This is a genomic window from Teichococcus rhizosphaerae, assembly GCF_002631185.1.
GTDB lineage: Bacteria > Pseudomonadota > Alphaproteobacteria > Acetobacterales > Acetobacteraceae > Pseudoroseomonas > Pseudoroseomonas rhizosphaerae.
Map to the genome: position 1 here is coordinate 72,361 of NZ_PDNU01000003.1, position 17,530 is coordinate 89,890.

Genomic DNA, 17,530 nt, shown 5'->3' on the forward strand with positions numbered 1-17,530 from the left:
GCGTGCCGCCGGGCGTCACCCCGCGCCCCGGGCGGCCGGAGGACGCGCCGCGCCGCGCGGCCATCCACCGCGCCGCGCGGGAGGCGGCGGGCGAGCCGCCCGGCCCGCGCGTCGGCCTGTTCCGCATCGCCCGCAACCACGCGGCGCGCGCCTTCTGCGCACGCCACGGCTTCCGCCCCGTTGCCGCCAGCGACGGGGCCGGCACCGAGGAAGGCGAGCCCGGCCTGCTGCTGCGGCGCCCGGAAGGGCGGCGCCGGCGGCGGAACCGGCCGCCTTTCCAGGCGCCGCCCCCTTGCCAAGAACCACCCAGGAAGGAACGACACCCATGAGCGACACCCAGCCCGACATCCGCAAGGGCCTGGTCGGCGTCATCGCCGATGTTTCCGCCGTCTCCAAGGTGATGCCGGAAACCAACAGCCTGACCTATCGCGGCTATGCCGTGCAGGACCTGGCGGAGCAGTGCTCCTTCGAGGAGGTGGCCTACCTGCTGTGGAACGGCGAGCTGCCGAATGCCGAGCAGCTCGCCGGGTTCCGGCGCGAGGAAGCCTCGCAGCGCGGCATCAGCCCGGCGCTGCACCAGGTGATCCAGGCCTTCCCGCACGACGCGCACCCGATGGACGCGATCCGCACCGCCGTCAGCTTCCTCGGCATGGAGGACCCGGAGGCGGCGGATGTCTCCGAGCCCGCGACGCGGCGCAAGGCGATGCGCCTGCTGGCCAAGATCCCGACCGCCATCGCCGCCGCGCACCGCGCCACCAAGGGCCAGGCGCCGGTGGAGCCCGACCCGAAGCTCACCTTCGCCGAGAACTTCTTTCATGTCGTGTTCGGCAAGGTGCCGCAGCCCGAGGTGGTCAAGGCCTTCGACGTTTCCCTGATCCTCTATGCCGAGCACGGCTTCAACGCCTCCACCTTCACCGCCCGCACCGTCACCAGCACGGGCGCCGACCTGCACGGCGCCGTCACCGCCGGCATCGCCGCCCTGAAGGGCCCGCTGCATGGCGGCGCCAACGAGGCGGTCATGCACATGCTGGCCGAGATCGGCGAGCCGTCGAAGGCGGTCGCCTGGCTGGAGGGCAAGTTCGACCACAAGGCGCTGGTGATGGGCTTCGGCCATCGCGTCTACAAGAACGGCGACAGCCGCGTGCCCACCATGACCAGGTACGCGGAGAAGATGGCCGAGGTGGTGGGCGACCGCCGCTGGATGGAGATGAGCCGCCTGCTGGCCGCCGCCATGCTGGAGCGCAAGAACATCCATCCCAACCTCGATTTCCCCGCCGGCCCCGCCTACCACCTGATGGGCTTCGACATCCCGCTCTTCACCCCGATCTTCGTGGCCAGCCGCATCACCGGCTGGGCGGCGCACGTCATCGAGCAGGCGGCCGACAACCGGCTCATCCGCCCGCTCTCGCACTACACCGGCGTGGCGCAGCGCGAGGTTCCCGCGCTCGGCGCGCGCGGCTGATTTCCTTTCCTTCAAGGACTCCGCAACAGGAACGCGGCGCCGGGCAACGGCGCCGCGTTTGTCGTTCAGGCATGCGGTGCTTTTCGCGCGGTGGATTTGCAACGGCGAGGGGCGGATTTCGTTGACAAGCGGATTGCGCGTGAAGATAGCGTGTTTCCGTCGCGTACCGGTTCCGCGCGATTCGCATGGTGAGTGTCAAGAGACCTCGTGCGCATCGGATGCCGGCAAGGGCGGCACGGTTCGGAAGGACAGCTCGCATGGGCGGCCAGGCAGGGCACGACACCGCGAAGGGCCACAGGCCAATCGGGTGCGGAGCCTTTCTGTTGCGCCCGTCCGGGCAAGGGCATTTCCGGAGCGGTGCGCAGGCCGGAAACGGCGCGCATCGCCCCGGCATGCCGGGCGGCGTCGGTTGGCAAGAAAAGGAGACCAGCACATGAGTGACGACACGACGAGCAGCCCGCCCCGCGCGCTGCCCATGGCGATGAGCGCCAGCCGCCGCACCGCGGCCACCCGCAAGGCAAGCTCCGCCGGCCGCAAGGCTCCCGCCAAGACCGCGGCCAAGGCCCCCGCGAAGGCAGCGCCGAAGAAGACGGCCGCGAAGGCCACTCCCGCGAAGGCTGCGGCGAAGTCCACGGCCAGGACGCCGGCCGCGCGCGGCGCCGCCAAGACCGCCACCAAGGCGCCCGCGCGCAAGGCCGCCGCGCCGAAGGCGAGCGCCGCCCGCAAGGGCACGGCGACGAGCCGCACGGCGACAACGGCGCGCAAGGCCGCCGCGCCGAAGGCCAGCGCCGCCCGCAAGAGCACGGCGACGAGCCGCACGGCGACGACGGCACGCAAGGCCGCCACGCCGAAGGCGAGCCCCGCCCGCAAGAGCACGGCAACGACGGCGCGCAAGGCCGCCACGCCGAAGGCGAGCCCCGCGCGCAAGAGCACGGCGACGACGGCGCGCAAGGCCGCCACGCCGAAGGCGAGCACCGCGCGCAAGAGCACGGCGACGACGGCGCGCAAGGCCGCCACGCCGAAGGCGAGCCCCGCGCGCAAGAGCACGGCGACGAGCCGCACGGCGACGACGGCGCGCAAGGCCGCCACGCCGAAGGCGAGCGCCGCCCGCAAGAGCACGGCGACGAGCCGCACGGCGACGACGGCGCGCAAGTCCGCCACGCCGAAGGCGAGCGCCGCCCGCAAGAGCACGGCGACGAGCCGCACGGCGACGACGGCGCGCAAGGCCGCCACGCCGAAGGCGAGCGCCGCCCGCAAGAGCACGGCGACGAGCCGCACGGCGACGACGGCGCGCAAGTCCGCCACGCCGAAGGCGAGCGCCGCCCGCAAGAGCACGGCGACGAGCCGCACGGCGACGACGGCACGCAAGGCCACCACGCCGAAGGCGGCGGCTCCGGCCCGGCGCCGTGCCGCGGCGCCGCGCAAGGCCAGGCAGGCCGCCGTGGCGCTGGGCGAGAGCATGATCGACACGCTGGCGGAAATGCCGCAGCAGGCGGCGGCGGTGGCCGAGGCGGTGCTCGGCGATGCCGGCCGTGACGACGCGCCGGCGCCCAAGCCCGCGCGCGCGCGCCGCAAGAAGGCCGCCGAGGCGCCGGCCGCGGAGGCCGAGCCGATGAGCGCGCCCGAGCGCGAGCCCGAGGCGGAAGCGGAGGCCAAGGCCGAGGCCCCCGCCGGCAACTGAGCCGCCGGCCGGAGGCACGGCCGGAAGCGAGAAAAGGCGCCGTGGCCGCACGGCGCCTTTTTCTGTGGCCCCTTTCCCGCGGGCCTTTTTCCATGGGCGGAGCTTCTTGTGGCCGGGCGCGCTTTTCGTGGCGGCACGGCTGGCCTAGCTTCGGCCCGCCGCGCGGCGCTGGCTGCGCGCCCCGTGCCACGAGGAACGTCCATGACCGAGAATCTGCACCGCGTCCTGTATCTGAGCCATGCGCCGGAGGCGGTCTACGCCATGTGGCGCAAGGCCCTGCCGGAAGGGTGCGAGCTGCTGACCCTTTCGGCCAACAGCGACGCGGAGCGGCTGGAGAAGCTCGCCATCGCCGATGCGGTGATCGTGGCGCCCGCCGTGCTGCGGCCGGAATGGGTGGAGAAGGCGCCCCGGCTGAAGCTGGTGCAGCACCAGGGCGTGGGCTGGCAGGGCGAGACGCCCATCCCGGAGCTGCGCGCGCGGAACATCCGCCTGGCCATCAACCCCTCCGGCACCGCCGAGGTGGTGAGCGAGCACGCGCTGGCGCTGATGTTCGCCTGCCTGCGGCACATCCCGCGCACCGACGCGGCCATGCGGCGCGGCGAATGGCTCGGCACGGCGCTGCGCACCGTCTCGCGCAACCTGCGCGGCCGCACGGTGGGCATCGTCGGCATGGGGCGCATCGGCTCTGCGGTCGCGGCGCTGCTGCAGCCCTTCAAGGTGCGCGGCCTCTACGCCGATCCCTACCAGAAGCTGCCCGAGGGGCTGGAGCTGGCGCTCGGCTTCCGCCGCGTGGAGCTGGACGAGCTGCTGCGCGAGTCCGAGGTGGTGACGCTGCACCTGCCGGCCACGCCCGAGACGCACCACCTGTTCAGCGACGACACCCTCGCGCGAATGCGGCGCGACGCGGTGCTGATCAATTGCGCCCGCGGCGCGGTGGTGGACGAGGCGGCGCTGGCCCGTGCGCTGAAGGCGGGCACCATCCGCGCCGCTGGCATCGACGTGTTCGAGCCCGAGCCGCCGCGCCCGGACAACCCGCTTTTCGCGCTCGACAACGTGGTGCTGACGCCGCACGTCGCCGCCGGCACGCTGGACGCCATGGAGGCCAAGGTGGCGGGCGCCACGGCCAATATCGGCCGCTTCTTCCGGGGCGAGGCGCTGCAGGACGAGATCGACCTTTCGGCCTGAGCGGGCGGCCCTTTCCCGTCCAAGCGGAAACCTGACGGCGGCTGGCGGCTTGATCCGCCATGCGCGTGAAGGTCATCATCAATGCCGGCGGCGGCTCGGTGCGGGGGGAGGACCTTTCCCTCCGCATCGCCGCCGCCTTCGCCCGGCACGGCGTCTGCGCCAGCATCGCACAGGTCGGGGGCGGGGAGGTCCTGGAGACCGCCCGGGCGGCCCTGGAGGAGCCCTGGGACGCCATCGTGGCCGGAGGTGGCGACGGCACCATCGGCACCGTGGCGGGGCTGCTGGCGGGCAGCGGAACGCCGCTCGGCGTGCTGCCCCTCGGCACCCTCAACCACTTCGCGCGAGACCTCGGCATCCCGGCCGAGCCGGAGGCGGCGGCGGCCATCATCGCCGCCGGTCATCTCCGCAGGGTGGACGTGGCGGAGGTGAACGGGCGGGTCTTCATCAACAACTCCTCGGTCGGCCTTTACGCCGACATGGTGGCGGAGCGCGACCGACACCGCCGCCGCCGCGGCTGGCGCAAGGGGCCGGCCATGCTGCTGGCCTCGGCGCGCATCTTCCTCCGCTTCGCGCGGCGGCGCCTGCTGGTGCGGTCAGGGGGGCGGCAGGAGCGGCTGCGCACGCCGCTCGTCTTCATCGGCAACAACACCTACAAGACCAGCCTGCCGCATGCCGGCACCCGCGCGGCGCTGGACGAGGGCACGCTCTGCCTTTGCGTCACGCGCCACCGCAGCCGGCTGGGGCTGCTGCGCCTCGGCCTGCGCGCGGCGCTTGGCCGGCTGCGGGCGGAGCGGGACTTCGAGATGCGGTGCGTGACGGAAGCCGAGATCCGCAGCCGCTCGCCGGTGCTGCGCGTCTCGCTCGATGGCGAGGTGGCCACCATGGCCACCCCGCTGCGCTACAGCATCCGCCCCGGCGCGCTGCGCGTGCTGGCGCCCGAGGCCGTCAGCGCCGCAGCAGACCGCCCGCCACCAGAAGGTCCGCCGTCGCCGGGCTGAAGGCGCAGGGCACGTCATAGACCAGCGCGATGCGCAGCAGCGCCTTGACGTCCACGTCATGCGCCTGCGGCGCCAGCGGGTCGGGGAAGAAGATCAGCGCCTCGATCTCCCCTTCGGCGATCATGCCGCCAATCTGCTGGTCGCCGCCGAGCGGCCCGCTCTTGACCGTGCGGATGTCGAGATCGGGGTTGCGCTCGCGCAGCACGCCGCCCGTGGTGGCGGTGCCGATGATGCGGTGCGGCGCCAGCTCCGCCGCGTGCCGCGCCGCCCATTCGGCGAGCGCCGGCTTCATCCGGTCATGCGCGACCAGGGCGAGGGTGATGGCCATGCGCGCGCCGCTCAGCCGAAGGTGCTGAGCAGGTCGTCCACCTGCGCAGGCGTCAGCTCGCGCGCCGGCAGGCCGCGCAGCATCATCGCCAGCTTGGCGGACTCCTCCAGCTCCTCGGCGGCATAGACGGCATCGACCAGCGTCTTGCCGGACACCACGGGGCCGTGGTTGGCCAGCAGCAGCGCGCGCGCATCGAGGGCGGCCTGGTGCACCGCCGGCTCCATGGCGGAATCGCCGGGGCGGTAATAGGGCACGATCGGCAGGCGGCGGCCGACGCGCATGACGAAATAAGGCGTCAGCGGCGGGATGGGCGCATCCTCGCCGGGTGCGGCGAGGCAGCCGATGGCGGTGGCATAAGTGGAGTGCAGGTGCACCACGGCGCCCGCCTCGGGCCGCGCGGTGAGCACGGCACGGTGCAGGAACACCTCCTTGGAGGGCTTGTCCCCGCCGACATGCGACCAGTCCGGCGCCAGCTTGCTGATGCGCGAGGGGCTGAGCCGGCCGAGGGAGGAGTTGGTCGGCGTCATCAGGTAGCCATCGGGCAGGCGCACGCTGATGTTGCCGGCGCTGCCGACGCTGTAGCCGCGGGCGAAGAGGCTGGCGCCGAGTTCGCAGAGCAGGTCGCGCAGTTCGGATTCGGTCATGCCATGAACGCTTTCAGGAAAAAATCGCGGGCGCCGAAATTGCCCGATTTGAGCGCCAGGTGCAGCCCGCCCGGCTCCGCATGGGTCCAGGGCACACCGGGGTCGATCTGATGGCCGATGCGGAGCGTGGCGATGCCGAGCCGCTGCACCACGGCGCCGGAGGTCTCGCCCCCCGCCACCACCAGCCGGCCCACGCCGCGCGCGACGAGCGCGGCCGCGATGCCGGCCACCGCCCGCTCCACCAGCGCGCCGGCCTCTTCCCGCCCGAGGCGCCGCTGCAGCGCGGCCACCTTCTCGGGCGGCGCCGAGGCGGCGATGACGACGGGGCGGCTGTCCGACAGCTTCCCCTCCATCCACGCCTCCGCCTCGGCCACCAGCGCGGCGGCGTCCGGCGTGACGAGCGGGTCCAGCTCCAGCACCGGCACATGGCCGCGCGCCAGCCCGATCTGCCCGAGCGTGGCGCGCGAGCAGGAGCCGGCGACCACCGCCATGGCGCCGCGCGGCGGGGGCAGCGCGTCGGCGTCGTCGCGGTCGGGCAACAGGCCCTGGTCGCGGAAGTTCTGCGGCAGGCCCATGGCGATGCCGGAGCCGCCGGTGACCAGCGCGTGCTCCGCGCAGGCGCGGCCGATGGCGTGCAGATGCGCCTCCGTCACCGCGTCGGTGATGGCGTAGCGGCGGCCGCCGTCGCGCAGCCGGGTGAAGGCCTGGCGGATGGCGGTCTCGCCCTGCTCCACCACGGCGAAGGGCACCAGGCCAACGCCGCCATCCGTCTGGCGGGAGAGCACGCGCACCAGGTTGGCGTCGCGCATCGGCGTCAGCGGGTGGCTCTCCATGCCGCTCTCGCTCAGCAGCGCGCCGCCCACGAAGAGATGGCCCTGGAACACGCTGCGGCCATTGGCCGGAAAGGCCGGGCAGGCGATGGCGAAGCCCGATTGCAGGCGCTTCAGCAGCGCATCCGCCACCGGCCCGATATTGCCCTCGTCCGTGCTGTCGAAGGTGGAGCAGTACTTGAAGAGGATCTGCCGCGCGCCGCCGGCCAGCAGCGCGTCGCAGGCGGCGAGGCTCGCGGCCACCGCCTCCGCCACCGGCGCGGTGCGCGACTTCAGCGCGACGACGACGGCATCCGCCTCCGGCAGCGGGCCGCGCGGCACGCCGATCACCTGCACCGTCGTCATGCCATGGGCGACGAGCATGGCGGCGAGGTCGGTGGCGCCCGTGAAATCGTCCGCGATGCAGCCGAGCAACGGCATCGGTGCCAGTCTCCTCGATCCTTGTTCCGGCGGCAGGGTTAGCACGCCCGGCGGCGGAGGGAAAAACCGCGCTTCAGCGCCGCTTCGCCCCGGGTGGCGGCAGGGCCAGCAGGTCGGTGTGGCCGATGCGGGCGGAAAGCCGGCCGCGCATCGCCTGGGCGCGGCGGGCCTCGGCCCAGGCGCGGATGGCGGGGGCGTGGCCGCGCGGCAGGGCGGCGAGCGCGGCGCGGGCATGGCCCTCGGCCAGGCTGTCGGCCATCACCGGCGTGTTGGCGCCGATCCGCCACGGGCTCGGCGCCGTGCGCACGGAGAAGCCGCGGGCGCGGAACGCCTCGGCCAGCGCGCGCGGCGCCGCCGGGCCCAGGGCCGCGCCGCCGAAGCCCTTGTCCCGCCCCTGGTCGCGGCGGAAGCCGCGCGCCACCAGGCGGTCGGCGGCATGAGGCGGGGAGAACGCTTCCCGCCCGTCCACGTTCAGCGCCGCGTAGAAGGGGATGGCGAGCGCCTCCGCCATGCGCCGCACCCAGCGGCGCGAGACGAGGTCGCACAGCGCGGTGCTGACCACGCCATCGGCCTTGTCGAGCGGCAGGGCGCGCGGCCCGGCGGCGAGGTCGGCCACCAGCGCCTCGACGCGCCAGACGCCCTGCGGCGTGTGGACGAGAAGGGTGGTGTCGCGCGGCCAGGTGGTGGTCCAGCCGGCGAGGATGGCGCGCTCCTCGATCGTGGCGAAGGCGCGCTGCAGGAGCGCGGGGTCGGAATCCACCAGCGTCCAGAACTGCGAGCGGCCGAGGAGGGGCGCCAGCCAGCGCAGCAGCGCCCCGGTGCCGGCGCCGAGGTCGAGCAGATGCGGGCGCGGCGGCAGCGCCCCGGCCAGGGCGAGGGCCAGCTCCGCGCTGCGGGCGCGGGCGTCGAAGGGCTCGCGCAGCGCCAGCCAGTCGCCGTCGAAGCCCTCGGTCGGGGAAGGGGTCATCGGGCGGCCTGCTCCAGCTCGGCGGCGAAGGCGGTGGCGCGGTCGGCCCAGCGCGGCAGCTTCTGCCCGGCGCGCCACGCGGCCTCCGCCATCTCGGCGCGGAGGGCGCGGTCGAAGATGGGGCGGCGCATGGCGCGGGACAGCGAGACCACATCGCCCGGTGCCGCGATCACGCCCGCCTCCTTCGGCACCACGTCGGCGATGGCGCCGCCGGCGGTGATGGCCACCGGCAGGCCGTGCGCCAGCGCCTCGGCCGCCGTCATGCCATAGCCTTCCCAGTGGGTGGCGAGGGCAAAGAGGTCGGCGCGGGCATAGAGATCCTCCAGCGCCTCCTGCGCCACCTCGCCGGCGAAGGTGACACGCTGCCCGATGCCCAGCTCCCCCGCCAGCGAGACCAGCCCCTGGGCGTGCACGGGATCGCGCGCGCCGCCGGCGATGGTCAGCGTCCAGTCGAGGTCGGGCAGCTTCGCCAGGGCGCGCAGCAGCACGTCGTGCCCCTTGCGCGGCACCAGCACGGCGACCGAGAGGATGGCGCAGCCCGGGCCGCCCGAGCCCCTGGAGCGCGCCGCCGGGTCGGTGCCCGGCTCCACCACGCCGATGCGCGCCGGGTCCGCGCCGAATTCCAGCGGCAGCCGGCCGGCGGTGAGGCGGGAGGTGGCGACGAGGCGCGACAGGCGCGGGAACAGCAGCGTCTCTCGCCGCTTCAGCTCATCCCGCTCCGCGTCGGAGAAGCCGGGCTCGATGGCGGTGGGGTGGTGGATCAGCCCGACCGCGCCGCGCGCCTCCAGCTCGCCCGCGAAGGGCGCGAAGGCCGGCAGGCCCAGCCCGTCGATGATCAGCCGGGTGCCGGCGGGAACGGCGTCCAGCGCGGCGCGGGCCGAGGCCTCGGCGGCTTCGTCGGGCAGCGGGTGGCGGCCTTCCAGCTCGACCACGCGCACCGCGTGGCCGGCCGCGCGAAAGCCTTCCACCAGCCGGCGGTCATAGCCATAGCCACCGGAGATGGCGCTGAACGGGCCGGGGACGAGAAGCGCGATCTCCATCCCTCAGCCCGCCCCGCCCGTGACCGGCGCCTCATAGGCGGCCCAGGCGAGGGGGCTCTCGCGCAGCAGCACCTTCACCGCTTCCACCATGTGCCCGCTCTCGCGCAGCCTGCCGCCGCGCAGCGCGGCGCAGAGCCGGCCATGGATGTGCCGGCAAAGGAACTCCGTGCTGGTGTTCTGCCCGGCGAATTCCGGCACCGTGTCGAGGTTGCGGTAGTCGATCTCGTCCAGGATGGCGCGCAGCTCGACGCGGGCGGCGGCGATGTCCACCAGCAGGTTCGCCGCGTCCAGCCGCGGCGCGCGGAACTCGGCCTCCACCACGAAGGTGGCGCCGTGGACGCGCTGCGCCGGGCCGAACGCCTCGCCGCGGAAGCTGTGGGCGACCATGATGTGGTCGGCGACCGTCAGGCTGAACATGCGCGGTGCATTCCTCGTTCGGTGGTTCCGGCGGCGGCGCCGTAGGTGATGACGGGACAGAGCGGCGCCGGCTCGCCAGAGGCTTGTTCCCCGGCCGGCGGTGGCGCCAGCAGCGCGGCCATGCGCGCCGGCAGGGCCTCGAACGGCACCTCGGGCCCGACCAGCGCGTCCAGCACCGGGTCGGCCAGCAGGGAAAGGGCCAGGGCCATCCGCTCGGCATGGCTGCGGCGGCCGCGCATGGCGGGCGAGACGCTGCCCACCTGGCTGGAGCGCAGCGTCAGGCGGCGCGCGTGGAAGGCCTCGCCGAGGGGGAGGGAAACGCTGCGGTCGCCATACCAGGAGGCCTCGACGATGCGCGCCTCCATGGCGGCGAGGCCGAGGGCGGCGCGCAGCCCCTCCGGGCTCGCGGAGGCGTGCAGGATCAGCTCCTGCTCGGCCGGCGCCTCCCCGGGTGCCGCGAAGCGGGCGCCCAGCGCCTCGGCCACGGCGCGGCGCGTGGGGTCGGTGTCCTGCACCGTGACATTGGTGCCGGGAAAGCGGGCGACGAGATAGGCGCAGAGCAGCCCGACCACGCCGCCGCCGATCACCAGCACGCGCTCGCCGGGGATGGGCGCCGCGTCCCAGACGATGTTCAGCGCCGTTTCCATGTTGGCGGCCAGCACGGCGCGGCGGTCCGGCACCGCCTCCGGCACGGGCGCACACATGGCGGCGGGCGCCAGGAAGCGGTCCTGGTGCGGGTGCAGGCAGAAGGCGCGGCGGCCGAGCAGGTCCGGCGGGCCTTCCTCCACCACGCCCACGGCGGCGTAGCCGTATTTCACGGGAAAGGGGAAGTCGCCTTCCTGCAGGGGCGCGCGCATGGCCTGCCACTGGCTTTCCGGCACATGGCCGTGCAGCACCAGACGCTCCGTGCCGCGCGAGACGCCGCTGGCCAGCGTTCGCAGCAGCGCCTCCTCCGGCGCGCGGGGCGGCAGCGCCTCCTCGCGGATCTCGCCCTGGCCGGGAGCCGTGGCCCAGAAGGCGCGGGCCATCATGGCGCCGCCTCCTCCGGAGGCGCGCAGACGGCGGGGCGGGCGCGGCCGAGGGCGATGTCGAACAGCACGTCCTCCCCCAGCGGATGCACCGCCCAGGCGAAGCGCAGCCCGTCGGCGATGCGGGCCGCCTCGGGCAGGGTGAAGGCGGGGATGCCGGAGCCCAGCAGCACCGGCGCCACCGTCATGTGCAGCCGGTCCAGGCAGCCGGCGGCGAGGAAGCGCGAAACGGTCAGCCCGCCGCCCTCCACGAAGATGCGCCGCAGCCCGCGCGCCGCCAGCATCGGCAGCAGGGCGCAAAGGTCGAGCCCGCCGATCGGCGCGCGGGGTGCGCGCAGCACCTCGGCCGCGCCATGGGTGGCGGTGCCCCCGGCATCCTCGGCGCAGACCAGCAGGGTGGGCGGCCCGCCCGGGGCGAACAGGCCGTATCCGGTGCCGAGCCGCCGGTTGGTGTCGAGCACCACGCGCACCGGGCTCGGGCCGGGCACGGCGCGGGTGGTCAGGCGGGGGTCGTCGTGCCGCACCGTGCCGGCGCCGATCACCACCGCGTCGCACAGGGCGCGCAGCCGGTGGGTGTGGGTGATGTCGCCCGCGCCGCCGATCCACTGGCTGGAGCCGGAGGCGGTGGCGATGCGCCCGTCCAGCGTCTGCGCCAGCCGGCCGAGCACGATGCAGCCATCGGGCGCCGTGGGGGGCGCCAGCAGCGGCGCGAACAGGGCGGCGTAGGGGCTTCCCTCGGGCGCCGCGCCGCCGGCCGCGCGCTGGCGCAGCAGGGCGTCCCAGTCCGGGTCCGGCAGGGGCGGGTCCGGCGGTGGGGCAATGGGCGTCGTGTTCGGTGCGGAGGCCATCTGCCGGCTTCTATGCCGCAGCCCCGCCTTGGTTGCCAGAGCGGGGCGGGAAACCGCCCCCCACCGGCGAGGGCGGCGGGGCCGCCTCAGGCGGGCAGGATGCCGCGGCGGGCATCGGCGCGGCGCAGCCAGGCGGCCAGCGGCAGGGCCAGCAGCACCATCCACAGCTTGCCCAGCACCTGGCCCGGCAGATAGGCGAGGTCGCCAAAGGCGATGCCGAGGAAGAACACGCTGTCCACCACCAGCCCGACCGCGCCGGAGGCGAGCACCGCCAGCACCAGGTTGCGCCGCTGCAACGGCGTGTAGACCAGCAGGTCCGCCGTCTCGCTGAGCAGGAAGGCGGCGGCCGAGGCCAGCACCAGGGCGGGCGGCGCCAGCAGGGCGGAAAGCGCCGCGCCCGCCAGGATGGCGGCCCAGGCATAGCCGAGGCCGAGGCGGCGCTGCACCAGGTCCCGCAGCACCAGGGCGAGGCCGATCATCAGCACGCCGGAAGGCGCCATGACCCCCGGCGCCACGGGGATCAGGCAGGGCCCCTGCGGCGCGCAGACGGTGCCGGCATGGCCGATCAGCCAGTTGGCGGCGGGAATGGTGAGGCCGAAGGCGAGAAGGGCCAGGAAGCCCTCGAGGCGGCGGGTGCCGGTCATCTGCGAGTTTTCCATTGCTGGGCGGGAGCATCCGCACTGACGGAAAGCGTCAGCGGCGGGACTGGTACTCCGCCCAGCCCTTCGCGCGCAACTCGCAGGCCGGGCACGCGGCGCAGCCATGCCCCCAGGGGTGGCGCGCGCCGCGCTCGCCGCGGTAGCAGGTGTGGGTTTGCTCGACGATCTCGGCCACCAGCTTCCGGCCGCCCAGCCGCTCGGCCAGCTCCCAGGTCTGCGCCTTGTCTAGCCACATCAGCGGCGTGTGCAGCACGAAGCGCCGCTCCATGCCGAGGTTCAGCGCCACCTGCAGCGCCTTGATGGTGTCGTCGCGGCAATCGGGGTAGCCGGAGAAATCCGTCTCGCACATGCCGCCCACGATGTGGCGCAGCCCGCGCCGGTAGGCCAGCGCCGCGGCGAAGGTGAGGAAGACGATGTTGCGGCCGGGGACGAAGGTGTTGGGCAGCCCGTCCTCCCGCATGGCGATCTCCGTCTCGCGCGTCAGGGCGGTGTCGGACACGGCGCCGAGGGCGTCGAGCGCCAGGGTGTGGTCGGGGCCGAGGCGCGCCTGCCATGCCGCCGGCAGGGTGGCGCGGAAGGCGGCGCGGCATTCCAGCTCCACCCGGTGGCGCTGGCCGTAGTCGAAGCCCAGCGTTTCCACATGGGGAAAGCGGTCCAGCGCCCAGGCCAGGCAGGTGGCGGAATCCTGCCCGCCGCTGAACAACACCAGCGCGCCTTCGTCCATCGCCCGGTCCCTTTCCTCGTTGCGCGCCGGGATTGCGGCGGGCGGGGGAGGGCGTCAAGCGCGGCGGGGTCAGAACAGGCCGAACAGGCCCTTCTCCTGCCGCTCGGCCCGCACCAGAAGCCGCGCCTGCTCGGCGGCGAAGGCGCGCCGCGCCGCGAGGCCCGGCATGGTGACGTTGCGCCGCCTGCACCACTCCATGAAAGGCTCGGGCCGCACGGCGATGCGGATGACGCGGTAGCCCTCGCTGAGCGCCCGCGTCACGTCCCGCTGCGCGCCGGAAAGCCAGTCGTCATAGTGCTCGCTCATGTCCGGCATGATGCCGCGCAGCGCGTCGAAGGATTTCTCGTCGTACCAGGCATAGCCCATGATCGGCTTGTCGCTCATCGCGGTCCCTCTCGCGTCCAGGGCCAGGCTGCGCCGGCCATGCGGAGGGTTTTACAAAAAATGAGACGGCACGGCAGGCCCTTCTGCGCCTCCGGAGGCGCATTTGATAAGAGCGAACAAGAGGTTAACGGCTGCCCTGCTGCCTTGCCGCCTCGTCCATGCGCCGGGCGGCCCATTCCGCCGCCTCCGCCACCACGGGGGAGGGGTCGGCGCGCAGCGCGGCGGCGACGTCCAATAGGGCGGGATCGCCGGAATTGCCGATGGCGTTGAGCACGTTGCGCACGAAGCGGTCCCGGCCGATGCGCTTGATGGGCGAGCCGCTGAACAGGGCACGGAAGCCAGCGTCGTCGAGCCGCGCCAGCTCGGCCAGGCGGGGGGCGGACAGGTCCTCGCGCGGCATCAGCCCCGGCTCGCGCGCGGCATGGGCGAACTTGTTCCAGGGGCAGACGGCCAGGCAGTCGTCGCAGCCATAGATGCGGTTGCCCATGGCCGCGCGGAACTCGTGCGGGATGGGGCCGTGATGCTCGATGGTGAGGTAGGAGATGCAGCGCCGCGCATCGAGCCGGTAGGGGCCGGTGAAGGCGTCGGTCGGGCAGGCGGAGAGGCAACGCGTGCAGCGGCCGCAATGGTCCACCTCCGCGCCGGAGGGCGCGAGGTCGAGGGTGGTGTAGATCTCGCCGAGGAACAGCCAGGAGCCGTGCTCGCGGCTGACGAGGTTGCTGTGCTTGCCCTGCCAGCCGAGCCCCGCCGCCTGCGCCAGCGGCTTCTCGGCCACCGGCGCGGTGTCCACGAACACCTTCAGCTCGCTGCCCTTCCAGCGCTCCACCATCCAGCGGGCCAGCGCCTTGAGGCGCTTCTTGACGATGTCGTGGTAGTCGCGGTTGCGGGCATAGACGCTGATGGCGCCGCGGTCCCGCCGCTCCAGCAGGGCGAGCGGGTCGTCCTCCGGCCCGTAATTCATGCCGAGCGCGATGACCGAGACCGCCTCCGGCCACAGTCCCTGGGGGTGGGCGCGCTGCTCCACGCGCTCGGCCAGCCAGCCCATCTCGCCCTGCATGCCGGCGGCCAGGAAGGCATCGAGCCGCGCCCGCACCTCGGGGCCGAGATGGGCGGGCGCGAAGCCCACCGCGTCGAAGCCGAGCGCCAGCGCCGCGTCGCGGATCTCCGCCGCCCGGCCCTCGGGGGTCGTGGCGGCGGAAGGGAGGGCCTTCTTACCCGCGCCCACGGTAGTTCGGCACGTCCTGGGCGGGCACCCAGACGCCCGCCGGCGCATCGCCCGTCTGCCAGAACACGTCGATCGGGATGCCGCCGCGCGGATACCAGTAGCCGCCGATCCGCAGCCAGACCGGGGAAAGCGTTTCCGCCAGCCGCTGGCCGATGCCCACGGTGCAGGCCTCGTGGAAGGCGCCGTGGTTGCGGAAGGCGGTGAGGAAGAGCTTGAGGCTCTTGCTTTCCACCAGCCAGTCGCCCGGCACGTAGTCGATCATCAGATGCGCGAAATCGGGCTGGCCGGTGATGGGGCAGAGCGAGGTGAACTCGGGCGCCGTGAAGCGCACGCAGTAGCAGCTGCCCGGATGCGGGTTGGGCACGCGCTCCAGCACAGCCTCCTCGGGCGAGGCGGGCTGCCGCGTGTTCTGGCCCAGCATGGTCAGGCCAGAGACATCATGTGTTCCCATGGGGCTGCTCATGCGGCGGTCTCCTGCGCGGTGGTCCAGCCGGCCTGGATGATCTCCGCTTCCTGGGCGAAGCGGCCGGCGACGATGGCGGCACGGATGCGCGCCATCAGGTTCTGGTAGTAGCGGATATTGTGCCAGGTCAGCAGCATGGGCCCGAGCATCTCGCCCGCCTTGAACAGGTGCAGCAGATAGCCCCGCGAATGCCGGGTGCAAGCGGGGCAGTCGCATTCCGGGTCCAGCGGGCCGGTGTCCTCGGCGTGGCGGGCGTTGCGGATGTTCAGCACGCCCCGGCTGGTATAGGCGCGGCCGGTGCGGCCGGAGCGCGTCGGGATGACGCAATCGAACATGTCCACGCCGCGCGCCACGGCGCCGAGCAGGTCGGACGGCGTGCCGACGCCCATCAGGTAGCGGGGGTGGGTTTCCGGCAGCATGTCGGCGCAGAAGTCGAGGGTGCGGAACATCTCCTCCTGCCCCTCGCCAACCGCCAGGCCGCCGATGGCATAGCCCTCGAAGCCGATCCCGGTCAGCGCCTTGCTGCTTTCGGCGCGCAGGTCCTCGAAGGTGCTGCCCTGCTGGATGCCGAACAGGCCATAGCCCTCGCGCGGCGTGAAGGCGGCGCGGGAACGCGCGGCCCAGTCCATGGAGAGCCGCATGGCGCGCGCGGCTTCCGCATGCGCCGCCGGGTATTCGATGCATTCGTCGAAGCACATGGTGATGTCGGAATCCAGCAGGTGCTGGATCTCGATGCTGCGCTCCGGCGTCACGCGGAAGCGCTCGCCATTGATGTGGCTCTGGAAGGTGACGCCGTCCTTGTCCAGCTTCCGCAGCTTGGACAGCGACATCACCTGGAAGCCGCCGGAATCCGTCAGGATCGGGCCGTGCCAGTCCATCATCCGGTGCAGCCCGCCCAGCCGCCCGACGCGCTCCGCGCCCGGGCGCAGCATCAGGTGGTAGGTGTTGCCCAGCACGATGCGGGCGCCGGTGGCGCGCACGGCATCGGCCGTCATGCCCTTCACGGTTCCGGCGGTGCCGACGGGCATGAAGACCGGCGTGGGCACGTCACCATGGGCCGTGCGCAGCATGCCGGCGCGCGCCTTGCCGTCATGGCACTGGCAGCTCCAGGAGAGTGTCACGGTGCGGGATCCTCCCGGAACAGCAGGCTGGCATCGCCATAGGAGTAGAAGCGGTAGCCGGCCGCGATGGCATGGGCATAGGCCTCGCGCATCCGCGCGGTGCCGGAGAAGGCCGAGACGAGCATGAAGAGGCTCGACTTCGGCAGGTGGAAATTGGTCAGCAGCACATCCGCCGAATGGAAGCGGTGGCCGGGCAGCAGGAAGATGTCGGTGAGGCCCCGGAAGGGATGGACGATGCCCTTCTCGTCCACCGCGCTTTCCAGCAGCCGCAGCGCCGTGGTGCCGATGGCGACGATGCGCCCGCCCTTCGCCCGCGCCGCGTTGATGGCGGCCGCCGCCCCGGGGGAGATCTCGCCCCATTCGGAGTGCAGCCTGTGCTCGCGCGGGTTGTCGGCGCGGATGGGCAGGAAGGTGCCGGCGCCGACATGCAGGGTGAGCGAGACCTGCCCCACGCCACGCGCCGCCAGCGCCTCCAGCAGCGCGGGCGTGAAGTGCAGGCTGGCGGTGGGCGCGGCCACCGCGCCGGGCTGGCGGGCGAAGATCGGCTGGTAGTCCTCCCGGTCCTCCGGGCGCGGCCCCCCGGGGCGGGCGATGTAGGGCGGCAGCGGGATCTCGCCCGCCTTTTCCAGCGCGGCGGCGAGCAGCCCCTGGTCGGGGCCGAAATCGATCAGCGCCGCGCCGCCCTCCTGCCGCTCCACCACGCGCGGCGCCAGCTCCGGCGCGCCCTCGATGGAGAGGATGTCGCCCGGCCGCAGCTTCTTCGCGCCACGCACCAGCGCGTGCCAGATGCCGCCCGTCTCGGCCCGGTTGAGCATGATCTCGACCCGCGCCTCGCCGCGCCGCGCGCGCAGCCGGGCGGGAATGACGCGCGTGTCGTTCACCACCATCACGTCGCCCGGGCGCAGCCAGCCGGGCAGGTCGGAGACGCCGGCATCCTGCGTGCCCCCGGGTGCCGCCACCAGCATCCGCGCCGCGTCGCGCGGGCGGGCGGGGGACTGGGCGATCAGGGCCTCGGGCAGGGCGAAGTCGAAATCCTCGGCCCGCAGGTCGGGAAGGGGGCTGGGCTGGGTCATGGGATGGCGGGGCGGTAGCGGAGGGGGGCGGGG

The 17,530-nt window shown here is 73.7% G+C and carries 21 protein-coding genes; 5 read left to right on the top strand and 16 right to left on the bottom strand.

Annotated features, from left to right (window positions below; genetic code table 11):
* The first annotated feature begins 2 nt into the window (after positions 1–2).
* Both CR162_RS02735 and CR162_RS02740 read left to right on the top strand, forming a co-directional pair.
* Positions 3–329 carry a hypothetical protein gene (locus CR162_RS02735; protein WP_099094005.1) on the top strand — a complete coding sequence of 109 codons (327 nt, stop codon included), beginning with the start codon at positions 3–5 and terminating at the stop codon, positions 327–329.
* On the top strand, positions 326–1,462 hold the full coding sequence (locus CR162_RS02740; protein ID WP_099094006.1) for a bifunctional 2-methylcitrate synthase/citrate synthase: 1,137 nt from the start codon (positions 326–328) through the stop codon (positions 1,460–1,462). Before CR162_RS02735 ends, CR162_RS02740 begins: the two co-directional genes overlap by 4 nt.
* Positions 1,463–1,657: 195 nt before the next feature.
* Here the strand turns inward: CR162_RS02740 and CR162_RS02745 are convergent, their stop codons facing one another.
* Positions 1,658–2,932 (bottom strand): hypothetical protein, encoded by a 1,275-nt coding sequence (locus tag CR162_RS02745; RefSeq protein WP_141563058.1) that lies wholly within the window; start codon positions 2,930–2,932, stop codon positions 1,658–1,660.
* Here CR162_RS02745 and CR162_RS02750 point away from each other — a divergent pair.
* From CR162_RS02750 to CR162_RS02760, 3 genes are all read left to right on the top strand, one after another.
* A complete protein-coding gene (locus CR162_RS02750) occupies positions 2,922–3,143 on the top strand; it encodes a hypothetical protein (protein WP_141563059.1) in 222 nt (73 codons plus the stop codon). The genes CR162_RS02745 and CR162_RS02750 overlap by 11 nt on opposite strands.
* A gap of 201 nt (positions 3,144–3,344) precedes the next feature.
* Positions 3,345–4,328, top strand: a complete 984-nt coding sequence (locus CR162_RS02755) for a 2-hydroxyacid dehydrogenase (RefSeq protein WP_099094009.1) — start codon at positions 3,345–3,347, stop codon at positions 4,326–4,328.
* Positions 4,329–4,387: 59 nt separating this feature from the next.
* Positions 4,388–5,326 carry a diacylglycerol/lipid kinase family protein gene (locus CR162_RS02760; protein WP_099094010.1) on the top strand — a complete coding sequence of 313 codons (939 nt, stop codon included), beginning with the start codon at positions 4,388–4,390 and terminating at the stop codon, positions 5,324–5,326.
* Here CR162_RS02760 and CR162_RS02765 read toward each other — a convergent pair.
* The 15 genes from CR162_RS02765 to queA all read right to left on the bottom strand — a co-directional run bounded on the left by CR162_RS02765 (position 5,274) and on the right by queA (position 17,497).
* The gene (locus CR162_RS02765) at positions 5,274–5,654 is read right to left on the bottom strand and encodes a methylglyoxal synthase (protein ID WP_099094011.1); all 381 of its coding nucleotides are present in this window, start codon (positions 5,652–5,654) and stop codon (positions 5,274–5,276) included. The genes CR162_RS02760 and CR162_RS02765 overlap by 53 nt on opposite strands.
* A gap of 11 nt (positions 5,655–5,665) precedes the next feature.
* Positions 5,666–6,298, bottom strand: coding sequence for a 3-oxo-tetronate 4-phosphate decarboxylase (otnC, locus tag CR162_RS02770; protein ID WP_099094012.1), 633 nt, complete (start codon positions 6,296–6,298; stop codon positions 5,666–5,668).
* Positions 6,295–7,548: a 3-oxo-tetronate kinase gene (gene otnK, locus CR162_RS02775; RefSeq protein WP_099094013.1), complete on the bottom strand. Its 1,254-nt coding sequence runs from the start codon at positions 7,546–7,548 to the stop codon at positions 6,295–6,297. The genes otnC and otnK overlap by 4 nt, the downstream gene beginning before the upstream one ends.
* Positions 7,549–7,621: 73 nt before the next feature.
* Positions 7,622–8,515 (bottom strand): class I SAM-dependent methyltransferase, encoded by an 894-nt coding sequence (locus CR162_RS02780; RefSeq protein WP_099094014.1) that lies wholly within the window; start codon positions 8,513–8,515, stop codon positions 7,622–7,624.
* Positions 8,512–9,555 (bottom strand): glycosyltransferase family 4 protein, encoded by a 1,044-nt coding sequence (locus CR162_RS02785; RefSeq protein WP_099094015.1) that lies wholly within the window; start codon positions 9,553–9,555, stop codon positions 8,512–8,514. The genes CR162_RS02780 and CR162_RS02785 overlap by 4 nt, the downstream gene beginning before the upstream one ends.
* A 3-nt stretch (positions 9,556–9,558) precedes the next feature.
* Positions 9,559–9,972 (bottom strand): 6-pyruvoyl trahydropterin synthase family protein, encoded by a 414-nt coding sequence (locus CR162_RS02790; protein ID WP_099094016.1) that lies wholly within the window; start codon positions 9,970–9,972, stop codon positions 9,559–9,561.
* A complete protein-coding gene (locus tag CR162_RS02795; RefSeq protein ID WP_099094017.1) occupies positions 9,960–11,003 on the bottom strand; it encodes a zinc-dependent alcohol dehydrogenase in 1,044 nt (347 codons plus the stop codon). Before CR162_RS02795 ends, CR162_RS02790 begins: the two co-directional genes overlap by 13 nt.
* On the bottom strand, positions 11,000–11,848 hold the full coding sequence (locus CR162_RS02800; RefSeq protein ID WP_099094018.1) for a RibD family protein: 849 nt from the start codon (positions 11,846–11,848) through the stop codon (positions 11,000–11,002). Before CR162_RS02800 ends, CR162_RS02795 begins: the two co-directional genes overlap by 4 nt.
* Before the next feature lie 86 nt (positions 11,849–11,934).
* On the bottom strand, positions 11,935–12,492 hold the full coding sequence (locus CR162_RS02805) for a VUT family protein (protein ID WP_099094019.1): 558 nt from the start codon (positions 12,490–12,492) through the stop codon (positions 11,935–11,937).
* Between the two features lie 49 nt (positions 12,493–12,541).
* Positions 12,542–13,231 (bottom strand): 7-cyano-7-deazaguanine synthase QueC, encoded by a 690-nt coding sequence (queC, locus tag CR162_RS02810; RefSeq protein ID WP_099094020.1) that lies wholly within the window; start codon positions 13,229–13,231, stop codon positions 12,542–12,544.
* 69 nt (positions 13,232–13,300) lie between these two features.
* Entirely contained in the window at positions 13,301–13,615 is a 315-nt protein-coding gene (locus CR162_RS02815) for a hypothetical protein (protein ID WP_099094021.1), read from the bottom strand.
* 124 nt (positions 13,616–13,739) lie between these two features.
* Complete coding sequence (queG, locus tag CR162_RS02820) at positions 13,740–14,840, bottom strand: tRNA epoxyqueuosine(34) reductase QueG (protein ID WP_408887447.1); 1,101 nt, start codon at positions 14,838–14,840, stop codon at positions 13,740–13,742.
* Complete coding sequence (gene queF, locus CR162_RS02825) at positions 14,827–15,303, bottom strand: preQ(1) synthase (RefSeq protein WP_099094023.1); 477 nt, start codon at positions 15,301–15,303, stop codon at positions 14,827–14,829. Before queF ends, queG begins: the two co-directional genes overlap by 14 nt.
* Entirely contained in the window at positions 15,300–16,424 is a 1,125-nt protein-coding gene (gene tgt, locus CR162_RS02830) for a tRNA guanosine(34) transglycosylase Tgt (RefSeq protein ID WP_099094024.1), read from the bottom strand. The genes queF and tgt overlap by 4 nt, the downstream gene beginning before the upstream one ends.
* Positions 16,421–17,497 (bottom strand): tRNA preQ1(34) S-adenosylmethionine ribosyltransferase-isomerase QueA, encoded by a 1,077-nt coding sequence (gene queA, locus CR162_RS02835; RefSeq protein ID WP_099094025.1) that lies wholly within the window; start codon positions 17,495–17,497, stop codon positions 16,421–16,423. Before queA ends, tgt begins: the two co-directional genes overlap by 4 nt.
* Positions 17,498–17,530 lie beyond the last annotated feature (33 nt).

Bases quoted from the DNA above. Each gene is read 5' to 3' on its own strand.
- CR162_RS02740 (WP_099094006.1), top strand. From the start codon at position 326: ATGAGCGACACCCAGCCCGACATCCGCAAGGGCCTGGTCGGCGTCATC.
- CR162_RS02750 (WP_141563059.1), top strand. From the start codon at position 2,922: ATGATCGACACGCTGGCGGAAATGCCGCAGCAGGCGGCGGCGGTGGCC.
- CR162_RS02755 (WP_099094009.1), top strand. From the start codon at position 3,345: ATGACCGAGAATCTGCACCGCGTCCTGTATCTGAGCCATGCGCCGGAG.
- CR162_RS02760 (WP_099094010.1), top strand. From the start codon at position 4,388: ATGCGCGTGAAGGTCATCATCAATGCCGGCGGCGGCTCGGTGCGGGGG.
- CR162_RS02765 (WP_099094011.1), bottom strand. From the start codon at position 5,654: ATGGCCATCACCCTCGCCCTGGTCGCGCATGACCGGATGAAGCCGGCG.
- otnC (WP_099094012.1), bottom strand. From the start codon at position 6,298: ATGACCGAATCCGAACTGCGCGACCTGCTCTGCGAACTCGGCGCCAGC.
- otnK (WP_099094013.1), bottom strand. From the start codon at position 7,548: ATGCCGTTGCTCGGCTGCATCGCGGACGATTTCACGGGCGCCACCGAC.
- CR162_RS02780 (WP_099094014.1), bottom strand. From the start codon at position 8,515: ATGACCCCTTCCCCGACCGAGGGCTTCGACGGCGACTGGCTGGCGCTG.
- CR162_RS02785 (WP_099094015.1), bottom strand. From the start codon at position 9,555: ATGGAGATCGCGCTTCTCGTCCCCGGCCCGTTCAGCGCCATCTCCGGT.
- CR162_RS02790 (WP_099094016.1), bottom strand. From the start codon at position 9,972: ATGTTCAGCCTGACGGTCGCCGACCACATCATGGTCGCCCACAGCTTC.
- CR162_RS02795 (WP_099094017.1), bottom strand. From the start codon at position 11,003: ATGATGGCCCGCGCCTTCTGGGCCACGGCTCCCGGCCAGGGCGAGATC.
- CR162_RS02800 (WP_099094018.1), bottom strand. From the start codon at position 11,848: ATGGCCTCCGCACCGAACACGACGCCCATTGCCCCACCGCCGGACCCG.
- CR162_RS02805 (WP_099094019.1), bottom strand. From the start codon at position 12,492: ATGACCGGCACCCGCCGCCTCGAGGGCTTCCTGGCCCTTCTCGCCTTC.
- queC (WP_099094020.1), bottom strand. From the start codon at position 13,231: ATGGACGAAGGCGCGCTGGTGTTGTTCAGCGGCGGGCAGGATTCCGCC.
- CR162_RS02815 (WP_099094021.1), bottom strand. From the start codon at position 13,615: ATGAGCGACAAGCCGATCATGGGCTATGCCTGGTACGACGAGAAATCC.
- queF (WP_099094023.1), bottom strand. From the start codon at position 15,303: ATGAGCAGCCCCATGGGAACACATGATGTCTCTGGCCTGACCATGCTG.
- queA (WP_099094025.1), bottom strand. From the start codon at position 17,497: ATGACCCAGCCCAGCCCCCTTCCCGACCTGCGGGCCGAGGATTTCGAC.